At 45.9% G+C, this 21,836-nt stretch carries 22 protein-coding genes; all 22 read right to left on the bottom strand.

Features of this window, described 5'->3' with window-relative positions; genetic code table 11:
- Window positions 1-16 precede the first annotated feature (16 nt).
- Window positions 17-1,090, bottom strand: coding sequence for a MazG family protein (locus NSS95_RS16815; protein ID WP_035183015.1), 1,074 nt, complete (start codon window positions 1,088-1,090; stop codon window positions 17-19).
- Window positions 1,071-2,690 (bottom strand): putative polysaccharide biosynthesis protein, encoded by a 1,620-nt coding sequence (locus tag NSS95_RS16810; RefSeq protein WP_340714035.1) that lies wholly within the window; start codon window positions 2,688-2,690, stop codon window positions 1,071-1,073. Before NSS95_RS16810 ends, NSS95_RS16815 begins: the two co-directional genes overlap by 20 nt.
- Window positions 2,691-2,876: 186 nt before the next feature.
- Window positions 2,877-3,413, bottom strand: a complete 537-nt coding sequence (gene spoVT / locus NSS95_RS16805; protein WP_014096565.1) for a stage V sporulation protein T — start codon at window positions 3,411-3,413, stop codon at window positions 2,877-2,879.
- 300 nt (window positions 3,414-3,713) lie between these two features.
- Window positions 3,714-7,253, bottom strand: a complete 3,540-nt coding sequence (gene mfd / locus NSS95_RS16800) for a transcription-repair coupling factor (protein ID WP_061565046.1) — start codon at window positions 7,251-7,253, stop codon at window positions 3,714-3,716.
- A gap of 144 nt (window positions 7,254-7,397) precedes the next feature.
- Complete coding sequence (locus NSS95_RS16795; protein ID WP_014096567.1) at window positions 7,398-7,622, bottom strand: anti-sigma-F factor Fin family protein; 225 nt, start codon at window positions 7,620-7,622, stop codon at window positions 7,398-7,400.
- A 141-nt stretch (window positions 7,623-7,763) separates the two neighbouring features.
- On the bottom strand, window positions 7,764-8,321 hold the full coding sequence (gene pth / locus NSS95_RS16790) for an aminoacyl-tRNA hydrolase (protein WP_017550869.1): 558 nt from the start codon (window positions 8,319-8,321) through the stop codon (window positions 7,764-7,766).
- Between the two features lie 511 nt (window positions 8,322-8,832).
- Window positions 8,833-9,462, bottom strand: a complete 630-nt coding sequence (locus NSS95_RS16785) for a 50S ribosomal protein L25/general stress protein Ctc (RefSeq protein WP_017550871.1) — start codon at window positions 9,460-9,462, stop codon at window positions 8,833-8,835.
- A 191-nt stretch (window positions 9,463-9,653) separates the two neighbouring features.
- Window positions 9,654-10,616, bottom strand: coding sequence for a ribose-phosphate diphosphokinase (locus tag NSS95_RS16780; RefSeq protein WP_026684016.1), 963 nt, complete (start codon window positions 10,614-10,616; stop codon window positions 9,654-9,656).
- Window positions 10,617-10,629: 13 nt separating this feature from the next.
- Window positions 10,630-12,006: a bifunctional UDP-N-acetylglucosamine diphosphorylase/glucosamine-1-phosphate N-acetyltransferase GlmU gene (gene glmU, locus NSS95_RS16775; RefSeq protein ID WP_014096571.1), complete on the bottom strand. Its 1,377-nt coding sequence runs from the start codon at window positions 12,004-12,006 to the stop codon at window positions 10,630-10,632.
- 132 nt (window positions 12,007-12,138) lie between these two features.
- Window positions 12,139-12,597, bottom strand: coding sequence for a hypothetical protein (locus NSS95_RS16770; protein WP_014096572.1), 459 nt, complete (start codon window positions 12,595-12,597; stop codon window positions 12,139-12,141).
- The gene (locus tag NSS95_RS16765; RefSeq protein ID WP_061565045.1) at window positions 12,594-13,202 is read right to left on the bottom strand and encodes an ATP-binding cassette domain-containing protein; all 609 of its coding nucleotides are present in this window, start codon (window positions 13,200-13,202) and stop codon (window positions 12,594-12,596) included. Before NSS95_RS16765 ends, NSS95_RS16770 begins: the two co-directional genes overlap by 4 nt.
- Entirely contained in the window at window positions 13,199-14,293 is a 1,095-nt protein-coding gene (locus NSS95_RS16760) for a DUF1430 domain-containing protein (protein ID WP_061565044.1), read from the bottom strand. The genes NSS95_RS16765 and NSS95_RS16760 overlap by 4 nt, the downstream gene beginning before the upstream one ends.
- A 520-nt stretch (window positions 14,294-14,813) precedes the next feature.
- Entirely contained in the window at window positions 14,814-15,170 is a 357-nt protein-coding gene (locus NSS95_RS16755) for a hypothetical protein (RefSeq protein WP_017550873.1), read from the bottom strand.
- A 372-nt stretch (window positions 15,171-15,542) separates the two neighbouring features.
- Window positions 15,543-15,836: a septation regulator SpoVG gene (spoVG, locus tag NSS95_RS16750; protein ID WP_014096576.1), complete on the bottom strand. Its 294-nt coding sequence runs from the start codon at window positions 15,834-15,836 to the stop codon at window positions 15,543-15,545.
- 124 nt (window positions 15,837-15,960) lie between these two features.
- Window positions 15,961-16,335, bottom strand: a complete 375-nt coding sequence (locus tag NSS95_RS16745; protein WP_035190717.1) for a RidA family protein — start codon at window positions 16,333-16,335, stop codon at window positions 15,961-15,963.
- Window positions 16,336-16,339: 4 nt separating this feature from the next.
- Window positions 16,340-17,179 (bottom strand): pur operon repressor, encoded by an 840-nt coding sequence (gene purR / locus NSS95_RS16740; protein WP_035183040.1) that lies wholly within the window; start codon window positions 17,177-17,179, stop codon window positions 16,340-16,342.
- Between the two features lie 160 nt (window positions 17,180-17,339).
- Window positions 17,340-18,206 carry a 4-(cytidine 5'-diphospho)-2-C-methyl-D-erythritol kinase gene (gene ispE / locus NSS95_RS16735; RefSeq protein WP_035190721.1) on the bottom strand — a complete coding sequence of 289 codons (867 nt, stop codon included), beginning with the start codon at window positions 18,204-18,206 and terminating at the stop codon, window positions 17,340-17,342.
- Between the two features lie 268 nt (window positions 18,207-18,474).
- Window positions 18,475-18,666 (bottom strand): small, acid-soluble spore protein, alpha/beta type, encoded by a 192-nt coding sequence (locus NSS95_RS16730; RefSeq protein ID WP_026104557.1) that lies wholly within the window; start codon window positions 18,664-18,666, stop codon window positions 18,475-18,477.
- A 194-nt stretch (window positions 18,667-18,860) separates the two neighbouring features.
- Complete coding sequence (gene veg / locus NSS95_RS16725) at window positions 18,861-19,112, bottom strand: biofilm formation stimulator Veg (RefSeq protein ID WP_013857992.1); 252 nt, start codon at window positions 19,110-19,112, stop codon at window positions 18,861-18,863.
- Between the two features lie 281 nt (window positions 19,113-19,393).
- On the bottom strand, window positions 19,394-20,272 hold the full coding sequence (gene yabG, locus NSS95_RS16720) for a sporulation peptidase YabG (protein WP_014096581.1): 879 nt from the start codon (window positions 20,270-20,272) through the stop codon (window positions 19,394-19,396).
- Between the two features lie 110 nt (window positions 20,273-20,382).
- Entirely contained in the window at window positions 20,383-21,270 is an 888-nt protein-coding gene (gene rsmA, locus NSS95_RS16715) for a 16S rRNA (adenine(1518)-N(6)/adenine(1519)-N(6))-dimethyltransferase RsmA (RefSeq protein WP_340714034.1), read from the bottom strand.
- Complete coding sequence (rnmV, locus tag NSS95_RS16710; RefSeq protein WP_014096583.1) at window positions 21,225-21,827, bottom strand: ribonuclease M5; 603 nt, start codon at window positions 21,825-21,827, stop codon at window positions 21,225-21,227. The genes rsmA and rnmV overlap by 46 nt, the downstream gene beginning before the upstream one ends.
- Window positions 21,828-21,836: the final 9 nt, after the last annotated feature.

The raw sequence follows: 21,836 nt of genomic DNA, 5'->3' as shown, positions 1-21,836 counted from the left end.
TTTCCATATCCATCCCTCACTCCCGTTTTTCCTGTTTTTCGGCAGCTTTTATCCGCTCCCAGTTTTGCGCGACTTCTTCAGCGCTTTCAGCTTTCACATTGCCGAACACATGCGGATGGCGCCGGATCATTTTTGAAGCAAGCCCTTCTATCACATCTTCTATCGTAAACATGCCTTCCTCTTCACCAATTTGCGCATGCAGCAAAACCTGGAGCAGCACATCGCCAAGCTCTTCAACGAGGTTGTCCTCATCTTCATTATCAATCGCTGAAAGTACTTCCCCGCACTCTTCAACCAAATATTTTTTCAGCGAAAGATGGGTTTGTGCCCGGTTCCATGGACAGCCATCCGGCGCACGCAAAGCCGCAATGATTTGCCGCAGCTCGGCGAAATCCCGCAAATCCTGCTCTTTAAGCGGCGGAACGTAGACGCTCGTTAAATTATCGAGCTCAAATCCGCGGTCCAGTTCATACAGCTTCAGCCATTTAACAGCTTCATCCGTACTGCCGGCAGCGCGGACGATTGCCACCCGGTGTTCATCCGGATATTTTTCCATGAGGGCCAACTTGACTTCAGAAGCCGTCAAAGTATCATACACCTGCCCGACTACCAGATGCTGGTTCGTCCGGATGTCGTGCGGTTTTAAAGCAATACCATCCACAAGCTGGAAGCCTTCAATCGGATCCACCCTGACAGAAGCAAACAGCGCATCGATAAAACTATGCCCGCCCGCGATTTTGATTTCCGTCTGTTTAGCCGCGCTTTGTTCGAGCAGAAGCTGGACTGTCCGTTCCGCCACAAACGGATGGCCGGGTACGGCATAAAGAATATCCTCCTGTTCCGCTTCCCGGAAAAGGATCTCCACAATTTCTTCGTATACCGCTTCAAATTGATCGTGGCGCTCGTATACGTCATCAAAAGCCGTATACTTCATCCCTTCCCGCTCAAGTTCCGACACGGCCGGATGTTCTTTTGTCCGCAGAAAAATTTTCCGGTTTGCTTTCAGCTGCCTGTATACACCGAGCGGAAGCTGGCCCATATCCCCGGCCCCGAGACCGGCAACGGTGATGCTATGTTTTTTGTTTTCCAATCCAATTCTTTCCTTTCAGGCCGGCTAATTTTGTTCCAAAAGGCACAAGCCCCCATTCTTCATCCGTCAGCAAACGCAGCCGGGCGGCACAAAATAGAAAAACAGCCGCACCGATCGCTGTTCCCCCCAAAGCAGCCGGGACGCTTGCTGCCCTGCCCGAAAGCCCGTAGGCAAACAGGCGGAGCCAAAGCTGCAAACAAGCGGACATGGCAAAAAGGGAGAGAGCGAGCTTGCCGAAAAATAGAGCCGGCAGCATTTTAACATATGCTTTACCCAATTTTATCATCAATATAAGCGAAATAAACCCTAAAGCGGCGACGGTGGCAGCGGAAGCGCCCATGGTCCCGAAACGGGGAACCCAAACCTCGTTTAACCCATATTTCAACAGGACGCCTGCTGCAATGGCAACTGCAGGGGTGTACACCTTCCCCAGTCCCTGCAGGATTCCTGAAAAGGTTAAAATCCAGGTGCTGAATAAGATGGAAACCGAAAAAACAGACAGCACAGCTGTTCCCTCGCTGTTTTCAAACAGCATCGTATTGGCAAACGGCATGATCCCAATCAGTCCAACTGCAGCGCCCGCGCCGATCGCCGTGCTGATTTTTAAAGCAGCCTGTACCTGTTTTTCAAGGCTTTTTCGCCTGCCCTTCTTATATTCAAGTGCAATTACCGGGACAAGGTTCAGGGCAAAGGAGGACGCTGCCACTGTTCCAAGCTGCAAAAACGGCTGTCCGCGGTCGTAGATGCCTTTCAGTTTTTTTGCCGCTTCCGCCCCCCAGCCGGCGTCTTTTAACAACGCGTAAAGATGGAGGGAATCGACAAATTGGAACAAAACGAGGACAAGGCCGCTGATACAGACCGCAATCCCGCTGCAAAACAGGGAGCGGGCCGCCTGCTTTACGTCGTTCCATTCAAGGAGCTGGGCTGCCTTTTCCTGTCTGCCGCCCTTTACCAGATAAAATACAAGCACTGCCGCAGACACCGCACCTCCCAGCACGGAACCGAACACGGCCCCTTGTCCGGCTGCATAAAGCGAAAAACCGCCGCGGACCAGCCAAAAGGAAAGAAGAAGAATGGCCGCAACCCGGACCGTCTGTTCGAGTACCTGGCTGAGCGCAGTCGGCACCATCCTTCCCTGTCCCTGATAAACACCCCTGATCGCGGAAATCAACGGCATCAGCAAAAAGGAACAGGAAACCGTCCGGATAAGCGGAGAAAGACGGGGATCCCCCATCCATGCCGCCAGCTTCCCTGCAGTGAAAAAAACGGCAAGAAACAATCCGGCACCGAATAAACCGAGGATGAGGAACACCGCGTTTAAAAATGTGCGGTGGCTGTTTTCGCCCGCTGCTTCCCGTTCCGCCACCATTTTGGAAACGGCAACCGGAAAACCGGAAGAGGAGAGTGCCATCACAATCCCGTAAATCGGATATACTTGCTGATAAATATAAAAACCGACATCGCCGACAATATTTTGGAACGGCACGCGGTAAACTGCACTGAGGATTTTTGTAATGACGGATGACAAGGTTAAAATCAGAATGCCTTGAAAAAGCTTTTTTGACTCATGATCCTGCTGCACGTCTTTTCTGCCTTTCACACGGCCGCCACACCGTACGTAGAATAAAATCGAATGTATTATACCATAAAAAGGGATACAAGACGCGCCTTACAGACAACCTGCAAAAAAACAGATCAAAAAACGCAGACCCTTTGCCTGCGTTTTTTTGGCGTACGTGAAAATAAATGATGACAAAAGAGTCGTGGAAAAAACGGGAGAAAAGCCTTATTGTTCCATCTGGCGGGCCAGGAATCCGGCAGCCGTTTCCGCCGATTTCTGTTCCACTTCCCCGAGCGTGCGGTCTTTAGAAAAAATGGCGACAGCACCGATCGGATCGCCGCTTGCGACAATTGGAGCAATCGTATAAGAAGCCAGTTCCTCCTCCACACCGTCCACCAGCGCCGTTTTTCCTTTTTCTTTTGATAAAACCGGCATTCTGTCCTCCATGACTTTTTCGATCACTTCACCGTTTCTTTTATTTAAATATTCTTTTTTTGAACCGCCGCTGACTGCAATCACGGCATCCCGGTCACAGATCAGGACAGGGCTCGTTAAACTGTCATACAGCGCTTCGGCATACTCCTTGGCAAAATCACTTAATTCACTGATCGGCGAATATTTTTTCAAAATGACTTCCCCGTCGCGGTCCACAAAAATTTCAAGCGGGTCCCCTTCACGGATACGAAGCGTCCTTCGTATCTCTTTCGGGATGACAACTCTGCCTAAATCATCAATACGACGAACAATACCAGTTGCTTTCATTTAAAGTTGCCCTCACTTTCATCAGATGATTTTTTTCCATCCTCAGATGGCTCTTGAATCCTTTACCTGCGTTGACATTAGTATCTTTCATCTGGCAAGTTCTATACATCATGAACGTTTTTTGTACAATTGCTATCGATTGGATTGATTTCCAATTCTTCTCTATCTTTTTCCCAAAAATTTTCCCTGGCAAACCTAAAGAACCGTAAAAAGCACGGAACAAAAGAAACCATTGTTCCGTGCTTTTACAAACGGGCCTTTACCAAAAAACCGCCAGCCCTTTAGTTTTTTGCTTGCATCTTACCGGGAAGCGCTCGTCGTTTCGGCCCTTAGAAAGGCGCCCCGCAGTTCCCGGATCATTTCCGTGCAGGTGTAAAGCCACTCATGGCCCTTGCTTTTTTTAATATCCAGCGTAATTTTCAGCTGATTGCCTTCCATGCCGAATCCGGCTGAACGCCCGTATTGTCTCACAATGTCCACGACTTTCGGGCCGTTTACCTGTTTCGAGCCTTTTTCGGACATTAAAATCGTGATCAGTTGTTTGTTTTGTTTAATCGATGAAAGCATTGCTTCTTTGGCGTATACTTTCATTTCCGCAATCGTAAACAGGTCGCTTACCTGCTGCGGATAATCGCCGAAACGGTCAATCATCTCTACTTTTAATTCTTCGATATCTTCAAGCGTCTCGATGCCCCTGAAACGTTTATACATTTCAATTTTCTGGTATCCGTCTTTTATATAGGCATCCGGAATATACGCATCAATTTCGAGTTCGACTTCAAATGGCGGCAGTTTTTCCTCTTCGCCGTCTGCCCCTTTCCGCGCTTCGATCGCTTCCTTCAACATTTGCGAATACAAATCGAAACCGACTGAATCGATGAACCCGTGCTGTTGTGCGCCCAGCAAGTTGCCGGCGCCGCGGATGGACAAATCGCGCATCGCAATTTTAAAGCCGGATCCGAGTTCCGTGAATTCTTTAATCGCCTGCAGCCTTTTTTCCGACGCTTCCGCCAGCACTTTGTCTTTTCTGTACGTAAAATAAGCATATGCCACCCGGTTGGACCGCCCGACACGCCCGCGCAGCTGGTATAACTGCGACAGTCCCATCCGGTCCGCATCATTGACGATCAAGGTGTTGACATTCGGGATGTCCACGCCCGTCTCAATAATTGTCGTCGTCACAAGCACATCGTATTCGCCTTCAAGAAAACCAAAAATGACCGATTCGAGCTGAGATTCTGTCATCCGGCCGTGGGCATACGCCACGCGCGCATCGGGAACAAGCCGTGCAATTTCTTCCGCCTTCCGCTCAATATCTTCAATCCGGTTATACAAAAAGTAAACCTGCCCGTCCCGTGCCAGTTCACGTTCGATCGCTTCCCGCACCATCTGGTCATTATACTCCAGCACGTAAGTTTGTACCGGGAAACGGTTCTCAGGCGGCGTTTCAATTACAGATAAATCGCGTACGCCGACCATGGACATATGCAGCGTCCTTGGGATTGGTGTTGCGGTCAAGGTCAGCACATCGACATTCGTCTTTAATTTCTTGATTTTTTCCTTATGGCTGACACCGAACCGCTGCTCCTCGTCAATGATCAAAAGGCCCAGATCATGGAACTGGATATCTTTTGAAAGCAGCCGGTGCGTCCCGATCACCATATCAATTGTCCCGTTGCGCAAGCCTTTTATTGTTTCATTCTGCTCTTTACGCGTCCGGAAACGGCTCAACAGCCCGACTTTTATCGGATAGCCATGGAACCTTTCCGTGACCGTTTCAAAATGCTGCTGGGCAAGGATGGTGGTCGGTACAAGCATGGCCACTTGCTTGCCGTCCATCATTGCTTTAAAAGCGGCGCGGATCGCCACTTCTGTCTTGCCGTAGCCGACATCCCCGCACAACAGACGGTCCATCGGCTTCTCTTTTTCCATGTCCCGCTTGATTTCCTGGATCGACCGGAGCTGGTCTTCCGTTTCTTTATATGGAAAAGCCGCCTCGAATTCACGCTGCATATCCCCATCCGGAGAAAAGGCAAACCCTTTTGATGCTTCCCTCTCCGCATACAATTTGACAAGGTCGTCCGCGATATCCTGGATGGATGACTGGACTTTCCGTTTGACCCGTTTCCATTCGCTGCCGCCCAGCTTATAAAGTTTCGGCTCTTTTCCTTCCGAACCGACGTATTTTTGGACAAGGTCGATCTGGTCAACCGGCACATACAGCTTATCCGAACCTTGGTACTTAATATGGAGATAGTCTTTATGGACGCCGTTGATTTCAAGCGTCACAATCCCTAAATATTTCCCGATCCCGTGGTTGACATGAACCACATAGTCCCCAACATTCAGCTCGGAATAGTTTTTAATCCGCTCAGCATTGGACAACTTTTGCCGGCGCGTTTTTTTCTTCGCCTTTTTATTAAAAAGTTCTTCTTCCGTAATAACGGCAAGCTTGCACATTGGCAGCTCAAAACCGGTGTTCAGGTTCCCTTCCGCCACCTGGATATGCCCCGGGATAAGATCTTCCGCCACGTAAGCAGCTTCAATCTCATAATCTTCCAGCACACTTTGGATTTTTTCAGCCCGGTTTTTGTCCGCACCAAGGAAAACTACCGTAAAACGGCCTTTCTTCCAACGTTCGATTTCCGCTTTCAGCACATGCATCTGCCCGTGGAACGACTGCATCGGCTTGCAAGCGATATTCACAATGTTTTGCGGATTTGTATTTTGGATATGACGCAAAAACAGTGACAAATAGATTTTCTTCCATTTTTTTCCGGACTGCAGTGTATCTAAGGCGTGGGAAACGGCCAAATCATAAATCATTTTGCCTTCTTCCACCATCGCCGTATACCACTCAGCTTCTTCTTTATCGAGGCGCTCCTGCATTTCCTGAATCCGGCCGAACTCATCCAAAAATAAAATGCCGGCTGTTTCCACATAGTCTAAGAGACTGGCAGGCTGGTCATATAGAATCGATAAATATTTAAAGATTTGATCGGGTTTTTCCCCGTTTTTCAGCTTTTCAATGTCAAAACTAATATTTTGGGCAAGCAGTTGTTTTACCTGATCATCTTTAATTTTTGCAAGTGTTTTGCTGAGCCCTTCTTTTACCGTTTCAGCCGCTTTCATAAGCGAAAGACGGTCTGCCGGATATTCCGTCGCCGGTCCGATGGAGACAGCAGAAAGTTTATCCCGGGAACGCTGGTCGTCAGCGGAAAACGTCCGGATGGAGTCTACTTCCGTATCAAATAATTCGATCCGGACGGGGTCTTCTTCTGTCAGCGGGTATATATCAAGAATCCCGCCGCGCACACTAAAATCTCCCGGTGAATCGACCATATCCGACCGGGTGTAACCCATTTCCACAAGCATTCCCAATACGTGATCAAGCTCAATTTCTTTTCCTGTTTCGACGTGCAGCTGGTACTTTTCCCAAACCGTTTTCGGCGGCAAAATTTTCCGCAATCCGGCCATCGGGACAACGATCAGGCAATTTTTCCCCGATAGCAACGCATTCAGCACCTCTATCCGCTGGGCCATCAGCTCGGGGCTTGCCACACCCAATTCGGCCGCAATCAGTTCATTTGCGGGATACAGAAATAAGGCGCTTTCATCCACAAATTGCAGGAGATCATCATACAACTTTTGCGCCTGTAATAGATTATAAGTTAACACAATGGCCGGCTGTTCCGTTTTTTGATAGACCGAAGCAATAAAAGCGCTACGGGCGGAACCGGACAACCCGGAAACAAGCTGCTCTTTCAGGCCGGCCGTTGTACCGCTTATGACCGATTCTGCTTCCTTGTGTTCAAGGATCATTTTTTGTATTCCGTCCAAAAAGGGCCAACTCCTCTCTTGATCCGATTTCCCTTTCTCTACTATTCACACTGTTTTGTAAAATTTAAACAGGAAGGGGCTGCAGAAAGCATAAATGTTCCTGCAGCAAAACAGAAAAATGCTTTGGACTCCTTCCAAAGCGGATTATTGGATTAAATAGCCGTATTGATGAAATGCGGGTTCGCGTTCAAATGAATCCTGGCATTCTTCGCAAATTGACTGGATGCGGACGCTCCCGTCTTCTTGAGGAAGTACCATTTCCTGCCGCTCCTCATCCGTCAAAAAGAAAAGTCCCATCCGGTCTGCTTCGATGTCCGTGATGGTGCCAATTTTTGTGCCGCAGTGCCGGCAATAGTAATGAACGGCCATCTTCCGGCCCCCTTTTTCATATCGTCCTTATATAGTATGGGCGCAACGGGAAGGGGTTATTCGTTTTTTTATAAAAACGGAAGAAATGGCCGCGGAATTTCGCGCAGATTCCCCATATTCCGCATCGATACGACTCAAGACTCAATTATAAAGGTTCATCACGACCGGGAACGGTTTTTTCAACCAGGCTTCGCAAGCATCGGCGCTTTTTTCAACCGCCAGCTGCATTTTCTCCCGGTCCTCTTTTGAAAAACGGCCGAGCACATAATCCGGCATATAGGCATCTCTGTCCGGCCGCCCGATACCGATGCGAATCCGGTTAAATTCCTGGGTTCCAAGATGGTGGATGATGGATTTGATTCCGTTATGGCCGCCGGCGCTTCCTTTTTGCCGCAGGCGGATTTTGCCGGGCGGAAGATCAAGGTCATCGTAGACGACGAGTAAATTTTCGGTGCCAAGGCGGTAATAATCCATGACTGCTTTGACCGACTCACCGGATAAATTCATATAGGTCATCGGTTTTAAAAGCAGCACTTTCCCGCCGTTTACAGTTGTTTCTGCACACAGCCCTTTGAATTTCGACTGTTTAAAAGGGGCCTGCAGCCGTTCTGCCAGCAGATTGACCACTTCAAAACCGATATTATGCCTTGTATGTTCATATTGGGCTCCCGGATTTCCAAGCCCGACAATACATTTCATATTCACACCCCGATTGATTCATTCCTTGCTGAAATGAAATAAGCTGTTGAGGAAAACCGTCTGTAGCGTTTTTAAGGGACAGCAAGACCAGGCATCATGTATACCGTGATGCCTTTTTAGCAAACAGGCAGTTCGTTTCGGGCAAAAATAAGCGCACCCGTTTTCTTCGTGCCGGTTTCTCTATACGTAAAAACCCTATTTTAATTATCCACGAAGACAGATAAAAGTGCAAGCAGGCCGGACTACGGGCATATGACAAGTTTTTCCCGGAATGACGGGAACAATGCAAGACATGATCTTCCATGCCCTTGAAAATAAAGGAACGGAACAAGTGGCGCATTTTTGTGCCCCAATCATTTCCCCCGGCAAGCTTGCGCTGTGCTAAGGGAATGGCAAACTTTTTTAAAAATTCACTCATAATAGGCCGGGTGCATTGCTTTCTTAGCAAAGGATTTGGCATAACGGCAAAAAAAGGCGTATCCTCATACGCCTTTTTTCATAAACCCGGATGTTATGCTTCGCTTGTTTCCCGTCCTTCAAGATTTTCAGGCGTCCCTGACTCCTGCTGTTCGCCAGTGCTGATTTCTTCTTCCTGACGAGGCGGCAGAACGGAGCAAATCGTTTCCGTATCTTCATGATTGATGGTAAATCCATACTGTCCGCGGATGTCCGCAACCGTAATGTTTTCATTCACTTGCAAATTGGAAACATCCACCGTAATGGCATCAGGAATTTCATCCGGTTTTGCCGTAATCGACAATTCATGCAGTGCCTGCTGCAGTACGCCACCGTCTTTTACGCCGGCACTTTCTTCCGTAAGGACGACGCGCACAGTAGCATCGACATCTTCCGACATATTTACGGCAAGAAAATCGACATGAATGATTTTATTTTTCAAAGGATCGGTTTGTACTTCATGGACCATTACATTCCGCTGTGTCCCGTTCACATTCAAGGAAAGCACCGCATTTCTTCCGTTTTCACGCAATAATTTTTCAAACTCGGTGTCATTGACATAAACCGGTGTATTTTCCGTCTGATAGCCGTAAACAACGCCCGGTATGTAGCCGTTTCTTCTTAACCGGCGGCTGGAAGAATGGTGTTTATCCTCTCTTTTTTTTGCTTCAAGTACCTCTGCCATAAATGTTGACCTCCTAATGTTTAAGCAAACATCAAATATATCTTTACCCTGTCATTATCCATTATAAACCTATTTTGAAAAAATAGCTTAAAATTACCGCTATAACGCAGGCTTTTCCCGATTTGCAGGATTGCGTGCTCTTCTTGTGAAAACTTGGACTGCTTTCTGAAATAATTTTCGCTGGAATGCTGTCAAATATCGAACAGCGGGCTTACGGACTGGTCTTCATGCACACGGATAATCGCTTCACCCAAAAGCGGAGCTACAGACAATTCAACCAGTTTTTCACTTTTTCGTTCTTCCGGAATGTTAATGGAATTGGTCGCCACCAGTTCTTTAATCGGGGAATTGTTAATCCGTTCAATTGCCGGCCCGGATAAAACCGGATGTGTGCAGCTGGCGTACACTTCTTTTGCGCCGCTTTCAATCAACGCTTTTGCCGCAAGCGTAATCGTGCCTGCCGTGTCAATAATATCATCAATAATGATGCAAATTTTCCCGTCCACATTTCCAACAATATTCATCACTTCGGCCACATTCGGGCGCGGGCGGCGTTTGTCGATAATGGCGATCGGCGTTTTTAAACGTTCAGCCAGTTTGCGCGCACGGGTGACACCGCCATGGTCAGGGGAGACGACCACGATATCTTCCGCCTGAAATCCTTTATCTTCAAAATACTTTGCAATAATTGGAACGCCCATCAGGTGGTCAATCGGAATGTCAAAAAACCCTTGGATTTGCGGGGCGTGCAGATCGAGGGTAATGACCCTTGTTGCACCCGCTGTTACGAGAAGGTTCGCCACCAGTTTTGCGGTAATCGGTTCACGTGCACGCGCTTTTCTGTCCTGCCGTGCATATCCGTAGTAAGGGATCACAAGATTAATGGTCCGCGCCGACGCCCGTTTTAAAGCATCAACCATAATTAGAAGTTCCATCATATGTTCATTGACAGGATCGCTTGTCGACTGTATCACATAAACATCGCAACCGCGGATGCTTTCTTCAATATTGATCTGGATTTCCCCATCGCTGAATTGTGAAACGGAACATTTTCCAAGTTCAACTCCGACAACGTTGGCAATTTCCCTGGCAAGTTTCGGGTTGGAGTTCAGGGTGAAAATCTTTAAATTCGGATCTAAATACTGGTTAGACATGATGGACCTCCAATTATTGTTGTTTATGTTTTAACTTCTGGACATAATTTTCCTTGTTCACCTGGCGTGCGCGCGCAATCGACAATGCTTCGCCCGGTACATCGTCTGTAATGGTCGAGCCTGCTGCAATATAAGCATTTTCCCCGACCGTAACCGGCGCAATCAGATTGGAGTTGCACCCGACAAACGCGCCGTCTTCAATAACCGTTTTAAATTTATGTTTCCCGTCATAATTCACTGTGATCGTGCCGCAGCCGATATTGACACCTGCCCCGACTTCCGCATCGCCGATGTACGTCAAATGGGATGCTTTGCTGCCCTTGCCGACGGTTGATTTCTTCACTTCCACAAAATTGCCGATCTTCGCTTCATCGGAAATCGAGGAGTCCGGCCGGATATGGGCGTACGGGCCGACATGGACAGAAGCGCCAATTTCACTATTTTCCGCAACAGACTGCCTGACTTCTGTTCCGTTTCCGATCACGCAATCTGTAATGTCGGAATTCGGGCCGATTTTGCAGTCTTCCCCGATGACCGTTTTGCCGGACAGCTTTGTCCCCGGGTAGATCACCGTATCCTGCCCGATTTCAACATCCGCTTCAATGTAAGTTTGCCGAGGGTCGAGGATGGTCACGCCGTTTCGCATATGGCGTTCGTTGATGCGCTTTCTCATGATCCTTTCCGCTTCCGAAAGTTGCACCCGATCATTGACACCTAACGTTTCTTCGATACTTTCTGTCTTGTAAGCCACAACTGTTTCCCCTTGCGATTTTAAAATGCCTACGACATCAGGAAGATAATATTCGCCTTGAGCATTGTCGTTTGAAACATGTTTCAATGCTTCAAAAAGCGCCCGATTGTCAAAGCAGTAAACGCCTGTATTGATTTCCTTTACCTGCTGTTCTTCGGGGCTCGCGTCTTTATGTTCGACAATTTTTTCCACGAAGCCTGCCGCATTGCGGATGATCCGTCCGTATCCGGCAGGGTCGGGGGCCGTTGCTGTTAAAATGGTCACTTTTGCCTGTTTCCGTTCGTGTTCCTCAAACAGAGCCTTTAAGGTTTCCGCCTGAAGGAGCGGCGTATCCCCGCAAACCACCAAGGTAGTCCCGTCCTTGTTGCCGAGAACCGGTTCTGCCTGCAGGACGGCATGCCCTGTGCCCAGCTGTTCTTCTTGCAGGACAAAAGCAGTTTTTCCTTCCAGGCAGGAGCGGACCTGTTCTGCACCATGCCCGATAACCGTCACAATCTTATCCGTTTCAAGCTGTAAAACTTGGTCTGCAACATGTTCAACCATGGGTTTCCCGCAAACAGGATGCAGCACTTTGTACAATTTCGACTTCATGCGAGTACCCTGGCCGGCAGCCAAGATTACAGCGAATCTGTTTGTCATTTATGATCCCCCAATAAACCTTATTATCCATAAAAAAATATATCGTAAATAAGGGCATATTTCAAGGAAAGGCAGCAAATTACAATTATTGGGAATGTTGGAGCAAGGACGGGGGGGAATTGTTAGCCCTTTCTATTCATTTAAATCCCATACTTTGTTTGCATTCGAAAATAACGTTTTCAAGTCTTCCTTATTTTCCATAATGACTTTCTTGGCTATCGCGTCACTTTTATCTACAGGTTCCAGTTTTTCATTCACATAAATTTCATAGGCTTCTCCATTTTCTTGCAACCGAACCCCGTATTTATAACCGCCTGTCATGGTTGGCCAAATGATCAAATCTTCCATTTTATCTTTTTGGTCCTCACGGGAAACAGCCAGGTTCCCAGTGAAGCTTAAATAATTAGGCTTTTTCACGCTGTACGTATAGTTGCCTTTCCGCATCGCGTGCGTCCCCCATTTATTTTTCGGTACGGCTTTAACATATTTATGATATTGGATGGTCGTGATCGTGAACCAGCATAAATTCCATAATACAAACAATGTAATGACGATGATAAAAATATATTTTAATCGAAATTTCCTTTTCATAAATTCACCACCCTGTTGCCTTGTTTTTTTAATGTTTCATCGTGCGTCACAAGTATAATGGTTTTACCCTGTCTATTCAGTTGCTTTAAAATGTTTAATACAGCTTCTGCATTTTTCTTATCAAGAGAACCAGTCGGCTCATCGGCAAGGATGATATCGCATTTTTTTAACATTAATCGTGCCAGAGCTACCCTTTGTTGTTCTCCTCCAGATAAAGTAAAGACTTTTTGATTTATTTTATTTTTTATTCCGACTAACGCCAAAGCTTCTTCCATTGATAGGTTCGTTTTGCAATCTTTGCGAATCAGTTTCAGATTATCTTTGACGGTTTTATGATCAACCAATGCAAAATTTTGGAATAAGAAGCCAATCTTGGTTCTAAAATAATGCAGGTGATTCTTCTTATTTTTAATGTCAATCCCGTCAACGATAATCGTGCCGCCGTCAAATTTTTCAATTGCCCCAATCATATTTAGTAAAGTTGTCTTTCCGCATCCGCTCGGCCCGGAAACGATGACAAAATCGCCGCTTTCAATATCAAGATTGAAATTTGAAAACAAGGTTTTTTCATTGAATTTTTTTGTTAAGTTTCGTATTTGAATCATATATTTCCACCTTTTAGGATCGTTTGTATTTTTGCATTTTCCACCCTTCGTATGTTGAAGGAAATTAAAAGCAATTCTAAAATGAGAATGATGATGCCACCTACAATCATATATCCAATGCTGCCAAGGTTTAAAACGATTGCACAAGTGGCTGCCGTTATGATGCTTAATAGTGACGTAACAAAGGTAATAAGAATCATTTTCCTGTTTTTCTGAAATAAGCTATATCCAAACACTTTTTTCAGAGCGTGTTCAATAGCGTTTACTTCATACTCCAATTTAATAATGGTATGAATAATCATTCCTTCTAATAAAAGTACTAAAATACTAAAAATAAAGTTCATAATTAAAATTCTTTTGATTAATTTCCAATTATGTTCGAATTTTTCCATGACATTTGTTTTTGATACGATCCCATTGGTCAGATGATTATTTTTCACAAAAGTATTAAATTCTTTGTCCGAGATTTTGTACATAATATCGTGTACATAAGTTAATTTTGAAATGACATTCGCTTCCTGCTCTTTTTTCAGTTGTTCTGGCGAAATATTATGGTAAATAATAATGGGATTATGAACCAGTTGACTGCCATAGAGTGCATTTTCATCAATACTGATCAGACTTGTCTTTTCGTTATAATATAGGACGCCGTAGTCATATTTTTGTTCCTCCCCCTCATAAAATTGTGTATGGCCTTTTAATTGTTCAATCAAATGAGGATTATCTTTCATTTTGACAGGGACAATAAAATAAATTTCTTTTTTCAATGGTTTGTCTCTTAATTCTGTAATTTGACTTGATAAATAGTGAAAAGCATTGCTGTTGGCTAAAATTCCCGGGTAATGTAAAAGGTTTGAAATATCTGCCAATAAAGTTGCGTTGAATTTATCATAAAATTGTTTGTAGAACTTATATTGTACACTCGCACTTTTTTCCAGCGTATTATCGGAAGAACTATTGTTATCAGTAATTTTATAATCCAGTTGGGTGTAATAATAGTCACGATGACGCTCAAAAAATGGTTTTTGTTTGTAATATTGATAAGCGTCATACACCACAGCAATATTGCTGGAAATGATAATGATTGTCATGACCGTAGTTGCTAATTTTAAGACATAATTCATGGATAATAATTTTACGGACCCATGGCGTTAGAAAAAGCTTCCTTTAAATTGAAAAAATATAAATTGAAATAAATCAGGGCATTCAATATAAGTAAAATCATAAACATGAACAGGGAAAGGCGAAACATAAAGAAAACACATGTAAGTTTGGAGAGAACAAAGTAAACTAACAGAAATAATAATATATAGAAACATGTATCTATCACGATATTTTTCCAAACCATACTGCTTATTTTTTCTCCCAAAGTAAACCGGATGATATTTTCTTTTTTCTGCAACATGCAGTCATAAAAAGTTAGCAATAATATCACACTGATCACGAGCAACCATATGAGCAGGGCTTCATTCCTTAATTCGTTGCTTTTAAAACCATCTTGGGGAAAGTTGCCGGCATATTTGTCAATTAAATCGATTTTAAACTACTTAATATTTTTTTTGCTTCCAATGAGATAAAATGGATTGAAACGATCAATTCCGTTGATATTTTTCAGATGGCGAAAATGGAACACCATATCTTCAAGAAATAGGCTTTTGTATTTTTTTCAGATATGTTGAGATGACGTTTTATGTATGGCTGGACGCCGGTTGTTCCGTAAATATCAAATTCAGTAAGAAAAGTAGTACGAGGGGAACTGGTGTAAGTAAACACTTCAACATGATTACGGTTGGCGGAATCGATGATATCGTGTATCATTTCTTTCTCTGTTGTGTTCGGCTGCAAATACAGGGTCGTATGATCAAATGGGGTGTAAAAATCATTCAGATAAAAGACGTGACTTTCACTAATGATCATCATGCCTGTAAATAGCAGAAAGAAGCTGATCGTAAATTTAACCGTTTTCAAAACTACCCCTCCGTAGCAATAAATACCAACTATTCATTGTTGAACCCGAAGTTGTACGAGCTGATTCATCTATCCTTTTGTTGCGCTTGATCTTTAGGCTGCGGGGAAGGGCTTGTTGCAGACTGGCTCCGTCCAGTGTACGCTTAGAGTCTGATTGTAATGTTATCAAGTACCCGTCCATCACAACCAGAACAATAACCCGTACAGGCTCATTTATCATTTGGCTGCCTCTCCTTCTACCATATTAACATACATATGGAAATATTTAATCAGTTATGTAAAAATCCTATTCGTCCAAGGCTGCCAAATAGGTCAACGAGGGCAAAAAAGAAGAGCCTTACTGTTGAAGTAGGCTCTTGTTGCAAAAATCTATCAGGACGCGCCAGCTTCTTCAAATTCCACTTGGTCCAATTCCCCTAAACGGTGATATTCCGACAAGACTGCATCATGAATCTTACTGCGCGTACCCGAATTAATGGGATGGGCAATGTCTCTGAATTCGCCATCCGGCGTCCTTTTGCTCGGCATTGCAACAAACAAGCCATTGTTGCCATCAATCACCCGGATATCGTGAATGACAAATTCGTTGTCCATGGTAATTGATGCAATCGCCCTCATCCTGCCCTCCGTATGGACACGGCGCAGCCTTACATCCGTCACTTCCATTCTTTCACCACCTCAAAAGATTTAGGATCATCTTTATTATTCAACACCCTTTTAAAATTTCCTTCTTTTTCAGGAAAAAATTCTAAAATTTTTCATAAGGTGAAAAAATGGAAGCGCATAAAGATCACGGAATAAGCGCAATCACTTCAATTTCGACGCCGGCATTTTTCGGAAGCCTTGCCACTTCAACGCAGGAACGCGCCGGTTTATGGTCCGTAAAATAGGAGCCATAGACATCGTTTATTTTGGCAAAATCGTCCATGTTTTGAATAAAAACTGTCGTTTTGACAACCGTATCAAAAGAGGCCCCGGCTGCCTCAAGCACCGCTTTTAAATTTTCCATTACCTGGCGGGCCTGCGCTTCAATGCTGCCTTCCACAAGCGTGCCGTCCGATCTTAGCGGAATCTGCCCCGAACTGAAAAATAAATTTCCTGCTACAACGCCCTGTGCATACGGCCCGATTGCCGCAGGCGCCTGATTTGTTGAGATGGTTTTCATTCCTTTAATCCCCTCCGAACAAGCTGACTTTTGAAAAATAATTCCCTTCCACTACTTTGATCTGCTGACTGCGGACATCGACATCCCTTAATTTCACAAGCGACACATAATCATCGACAAGCCGTTCTTTCGTGTCTTCCGATTCAACCAAAACGCCGATGCCCGAAACGGAAGCATCGAATTCTTTCAACAAGTTGATCATGCCGTTAATCGTTCCGCCTGCTTTCATAAAATCATCGACAATTAAAACGTTTGCGCCTTCCCGCAGGCTCCTTTTCGAGAGGACCATCGTCTGGATCCGTTTCTGCGATCCGGAAACATAGTTAATGCTGACAGTCGGTCCTTCCGTCACCTTGCTGTCATTGCGGACAATCACAACCGGAACATTTAAATAAGCCGCTGTTGCCATTGCAATCGGGATTCCTTTTGTCGCGACCGTCATAATCGTGTCAATCTCCCTGTCCGCAAATGCGGTTGCCAAAAGCTTCCCGACTTTGCTGACGACCTGCGGGCTGCCGATCAGGTCTGTCATATACAAATAACCGCCCGGCAAAAGCCGGTCCGGATTCTCCATCAGCGTGCAAAGTTCGCTGATGGCCTCTTTTGCTTCCGCCCTGTCTGTGCGCGAAATAAATTTAACGCCACCCGCCGCGCCGGGAACCGTCTGCAAAGTCCCAATGCCCCTTTTCTCGAATGTTTCTTTGATAATCGTCAAATCTTCACTGATGGAAGATTTTGCAGACTGATAACGATCGGCAAAAAAACTGAGGGGAACGAGAATCCTTGGTTTTTCCAACAAATAATGTGTCATATCTACAAGACGTTCACTTCGCCGAAATTTCACGTCAAAAACCCCCGTCACAATCCGGTCTGTCAAAAATGCCGGTCCCGCTCTTCTTCGTACCAAATCGCACGGCGGCTCCGGAAACACGGATTCAATAACATTAATATACCGCATTTTTTTCTTTTTGAAAACAAAAATCCGTACAATCACTATTTTATATTTAAAATTGTTCGCGTTCTCCAATCATTCTGACAGCAAATACCTGGCCGCAAAATCCCCGGAGGCCGTTATAAATCCGCTGCAGCCGCGAATCGTGCCGCACAAGCCCGAATACTGTCGGGCCGCTTCCGCTCATTAAAACGAGATCCGCTCCGAAACGCTGCATCTGTTTTTTGATTTGCGCCACTTGCGGGTACACCTTTAATGTGACACTTTCCAGCACATTTCCCGCATGCTTGCATATGCCGGCATAATCACGGGTATAGAGGGCAGCGATCATGCCGGGAATATCTGGATGCACCACTTCATTTAAGTCCAGTTGGCGGTAAATTTCTGCTGTCGACACGCCGATGGACGGTTTCGCCAAAATGACCCAGCAGTTTGGCGGTGCTGGCAGCTTTGTAATATTTTCTCCCCTTCCTTTTGCGAGCGCAGTGCCGCCGTATACGCAAAACGAGACATCCGACCCGATTTCGGCGCCGAGTGTTGCAAGTTCATCTAAGGAAAGGCCGAGATTCCAGAGCGTATTCAGGCCGCGGAGAGTAGCTGCCGCATCACTGCTGCCCCCCGCCAGCCCGGCAGCCACTGGAATGACTTTGTCAATCGCAATCTCGACCCCCTGCCTGACGCCGCACCGCGTTTTCAGAAGCCTTGCAGCCTGGTACGCCAAATTTCTCTCATCATCCGGCACAAACCGGTTTTGCGACACAATTTTAATCTCCTGATCGTGCCGCTCCGAGAGCTCGATATGATCTGCAAGGTCAATGGTTGTCATGACCATTTCCACCTCATGATAGCCATCCTCCCGTTTGCCAAGCACATCGAGCGATAAATTAATTTTTGCCGGTGCCTTGACCAACAACTTCAAATCCTTCACCTACTTCCAACATCCAATCCAGCCGTATTTCCTGCTTCATTTTTCTTATTCTAACATAACGCCCAGCAAATATTTACATCAAAACGCAAATTTCGTAGAACAATAAAAATCGAAATATTGCCTCATGCATCATCCAAAATATGCAAAAGCTGTGGAAATTGTGGTAAAGCCGCCAACTTGTTCAAAGGACGAACATTCGAATATGCAAAAAGCCGGGGAAATTCCCCGGCCCGGCGCCATGCAGCAGTCGCAAAGATTGTCAGGAGTTGCCCGATTGTTTTTCCGAAGCAAGGTGCTCTTCAGCCAGTTCAATGGCACGCTTTACCATATTCCCGGCATCCCGGGCTTTGATGCCGCCCCAACCTTCTTCTTGGACGACATCATAAAAGCCGAGGTCTTTCGCCAGTTCTTCTTTAAAACGTTCAGACATAATCCCTCTTCTTCGGCCCATTAGATAAATTTCCCCCTTTGACGGGAAAGGCAAAAAAATCCCCGCCTTCCCTTTCATTTGGTTGTTATATCCCTGCATGCGCCTCTTTGTAGTATGTACGAAACAAGGTTAGAATATGAAAAAAGCAGCAGCAGGATCATTCCCGCTACCGCCTATAAAATAGAAAACAGCAAACATATGTCTGCTGCCGCTCATCAAACCTCTTGTTGTTTATCCATAAAAACAAGCTGTACTGTTTCTGTCAGGACATCTGCATAGCTGTAGGAAACACGTTCAAAAGCATTTTCCTCCTGGTCTAATTCGATGACAAAAACCGCTGGGTAAGTTTCTGCCAAAACACCGGAACGTTCAATCGTCTTTCTCCTGCCACCATTGGCTCTTAACATTAATCTTTTTCCCAAGTTTGAATCCAAGGATCTTTTAATGTCTGTTAACGTTTTTGGCATTTCGCTCCACCTCACTAGTCTCAATTATAACACAGCTTGCGCTTCCGGTCAAATAAAACATATATTTTATCAGTGATCAAGCCGGTCTGTCAACCATTTTTCATTGCTTCCCTGCCGTTTTTCCAAGGTGAAGGTTTGCATGTTCAGTGTATGGGGCTGCCTTGGGGAAATGTACCACTGATCCAGGCCCATATTCTTATCAATAGGATATGCCAAATGCAATCGAATTATGTAAAATTCTGCAGCCCGGCCCATTTTTAAGGAACCGGGATGGGACCCCGTCAGTCCTCATCCATTGGCTTATACGGCATCCCGGTCCGCAGCACGCCCTTTGTTTCCACGCCTCCCAGTCCTTTTTGCCCTGTCAGTGTATTGCGGAGCACATCCCAAACATTCACTTGTTCCATAAACGAGGTATAACAGATCTTGGCCACAATATAGACCGGATCAAGCGCATGAATATTCACCCGGAGCGGAGAACTGGCAAAATTGGCGCCGGCCTGGATGAGCGATTCAAAATGGGACTGGCATGCGCCTGCAAAAATGACGAGCTGATCCAAATTCGGCACCTTTTTCCTTGCTTCCATCACGGTTCTGACAAAAGATTTTGAATGGCGGTATGCATTTAAATCTGCTTTTTTCCCCTTTGATTTGGAATAGGCATCATGGCCGGTAATCACCAGAATATTCGGCCGGTATTGGTCAAGCAGCGCATGGATGCGAACCGGCATTTCTTTTTCGTAACAATGGACGCCGTAAACTGTCACGCCGATTTTTTCATACAAGTTCATGCATTTTTTTAAATAATGAGGATCGCCGTCCAAATGCAAAACTCTTCCCGGTAGCTGGAAATAACTCAGTTCCTCTTTATAGCCGTGGGTGGCCTCGTACTCGCGTTTTTCCTTCATCAGTTCGATGTCCTGTTTAAACAGTTCAAATGACTGTTCTTCCAAAGAACGAAACGCCTGCGTAATTTTCGATCTTTCCGCAGGGCCAAGGGTGACTAGGTCTTCAAACGGGGCATCCGCGATCAGCCGGACGTCCTCCCCGTACAAAACAGCCACTTTCCGCCCGTTCTGCTCCTGTATATCAATGACCCGGAATAAAATATCACAATTGTAAGACTTCCTTCCAACAATTGCGTTGAGCCTTGCTTCCATTGCCGTCAACTCCATTTGTATCCATCTCTCGCCTGCATAACACTATATATGCACTGCCTTCGGAAATGGTGAAAAAGCCGGGGGAAGCGCTCCCCCGGCTGATGCGACATTTAGGATGATGTGTGAAAAATGGGAAACAAGGCATTGCTTAATGCGGCAAATTCCTCGAGGCTGAGCGTTTCCCCCCTTCTTGACGGTTCAATTTTAAGCTGCTCGAGTACGGAAAGGAGTGTCTCTTTCTTGTCTTTTCCGCCGGGAAGGCCAGCAGTCAAATTATTGATCAAGGTTTTCCGCCGCTGGGCAAAGGAAGCTTTTGCCACCTGAAAAAAGAACGCTTCATCTTTAACCTCGACTTTCGGTTTGTCCCTTTTCACAAGCTTTACCACGGCGGAATCCACATTCGGCTGCGGCATAAAAACCGTTTTCGGCACAATCATCGCCACTTCCGCCGTCATACAATACTGGATGGCAATGGAAAGCGTGCCGTAGTTTTTCGTGCCGGGAACCGCCGAAATCCGGTCGGCCACTTCTTTTTGCAGCATCACGACCATGCCGCGGATCGGATACAGGCCGGTGACAAATTTTAATATGATCGGGGTCGTCACGTAATACGGCAGATTGGCGACAACCATGATATCGTTTATGCCGGCAAATTCCGTTTCCAGCACTTTTCCAACATCGGCCTTTAACACGTCTTCATAGATCACGTTTACATTCGGGTACGGCGCCAGCGTATCTTTCAGGATCGGGGCAAGCCTTTTGTCGATTTCAAAGGCCACGACTTTTTTGCTGCGGCGGGCGAGATGTTCCGTGAGCGCACCAATGCCGGGACCGATTTCAACAACGCCGGACTCTTCCGTTAAATCCGCCGTATCCGTAATATTCCGCAGAATGTTCGGGTCAATTAAAAAATTTTGGCCCAGGCTTTTTTTAAACGAAAATCCGTACCGGTTTAAAATCGCTTTTGTCCGGATGGGGGTGGCAATGTCTTTTTGCAAGTTGATTCCTCCTGTAACACTTTCATCAGAGCATCCCGGAACGTTTCTTTATCGATTTGGAACACCATCAGCCGCTTATGGAGCTGCTTGCCGTTCGTGTATCCGATTTTTAAAAGTTCCCCGATTCTTGCCCTTCTTTGTTTCGCCAGCGGGCCGGCAATCAGACCGGCAGCCATTAAATCATCCCTTGTGATGACTTCCGGCACGGCTTCCTCCATTTGATGCGCCTCCCGTAGCGCTTGCCGGATCGCCGCAGGGTGGGCATGTTCAACCCCGATTCCCCGGTCCTCGGGCGCCCGTGCCTCCTGTTTGGCCAAAAATGCGTGTTTGCAGCCGGGCACTTTTTCCGCGATCGTTTTGCGGATTTTTTCGCCGGGAAAATCAGGATCGGTGAAAATGATGGCGCCCCTTTTTTCCTGGGCAAGGCGGATTTTTTCAATCGTACTTTCCGAAATGGCCGACCCGTTTGTTTCAATCGTGTCGGCATCGAGCGCCCGCTTAATGGCCGCTGTGTCGTCTTTGCCTTCCACGACAATAACCTCTTTTAATTTTGCCATGCGGATAAA

The sequence above is a fragment of the Weizmannia sp. FSL K6-3076 genome, assembly GCF_038007245.1.
Taxonomy (GTDB): domain Bacteria; phylum Bacillota; class Bacilli; order Bacillales; family Bacillaceae_C; genus Weizmannia; species Weizmannia faecalis.
The sequence above is the reverse complement of the archived record's forward strand: the minus strand, read 5'-3'. Positions and strand labels throughout refer to the sequence as shown.

Excerpts from the sequence above, each read along its gene's own strand:
- rnmV (WP_014096583.1), bottom strand. The coding sequence starts at position 21,827 with ATGGCAAAATTAAAAGAGGTTATTGTCGTGGAAGGCAAAGACGACACA.
- NSS95_RS16730 (WP_026104557.1), bottom strand. The coding sequence starts at position 18,666 with ATGGGCCGAAGAAGAGGGATTATGTCTGAACGTTTTAAAGAAGAACTG.
- NSS95_RS16745 (WP_035190717.1), bottom strand. The coding sequence starts at position 16,335 with ATGAAAACCATCTCAACAAATCAGGCGCCTGCGGCAATCGGGCCGTAT.
- NSS95_RS16770 (WP_014096572.1), bottom strand. The coding sequence starts at position 12,597 with ATGAAAAGGAAATTTCGATTAAAATATATTTTTATCATCGTCATTACA.
- NSS95_RS16795 (WP_014096567.1), bottom strand. The coding sequence starts at position 7,622 with ATGGCCGTTCATTACTATTGCCGGCACTGCGGCACAAAAATTGGCACC.
- spoVG (WP_014096576.1), bottom strand. The coding sequence starts at position 15,836 with ATGGAAGTGACGGATGTAAGGCTGCGCCGTGTCCATACGGAGGGCAGG.
- NSS95_RS16760 (WP_061565044.1), bottom strand. The coding sequence starts at position 14,293 with ATGACAATCATTATCATTTCCAGCAATATTGCTGTGGTGTATGACGCT.
- spoVT (WP_014096565.1), bottom strand. The coding sequence starts at position 3,413 with ATGAAAGCAACTGGTATTGTTCGTCGTATTGATGATTTAGGCAGAGTT.
- pth (WP_017550869.1), bottom strand. The coding sequence starts at position 8,321 with ATGAAATGTATTGTCGGGCTTGGAAATCCGGGAGCCCAATATGAACAT.
- yabG (WP_014096581.1), bottom strand. The coding sequence starts at position 20,272 with ATGGAAGCAAGGCTCAACGCAATTGTTGGAAGGAAGTCTTACAATTGT.
- NSS95_RS16785 (WP_017550871.1), bottom strand. The coding sequence starts at position 9,462 with ATGGCAGAGGTACTTGAAGCAAAAAAAAGAGAGGATAAACACCATTCT.
- veg (WP_013857992.1), bottom strand. The coding sequence starts at position 19,112 with ATGCCAAAAACGTTAACAGACATTAAAAGATCCTTGGATTCAAACTTG.
- NSS95_RS16765 (WP_061565045.1), bottom strand. The coding sequence starts at position 13,202 with ATGATTCAAATACGAAACTTAACAAAAAAATTCAATGAAAAAACCTTG.
- NSS95_RS16780 (WP_026684016.1), bottom strand. The coding sequence starts at position 10,616 with ATGTCTAACCAGTATTTAGATCCGAATTTAAAGATTTTCACCCTGAAC.
- glmU (WP_014096571.1), bottom strand. The coding sequence starts at position 12,006 with ATGACAAACAGATTCGCTGTAATCTTGGCTGCCGGCCAGGGTACTCGC.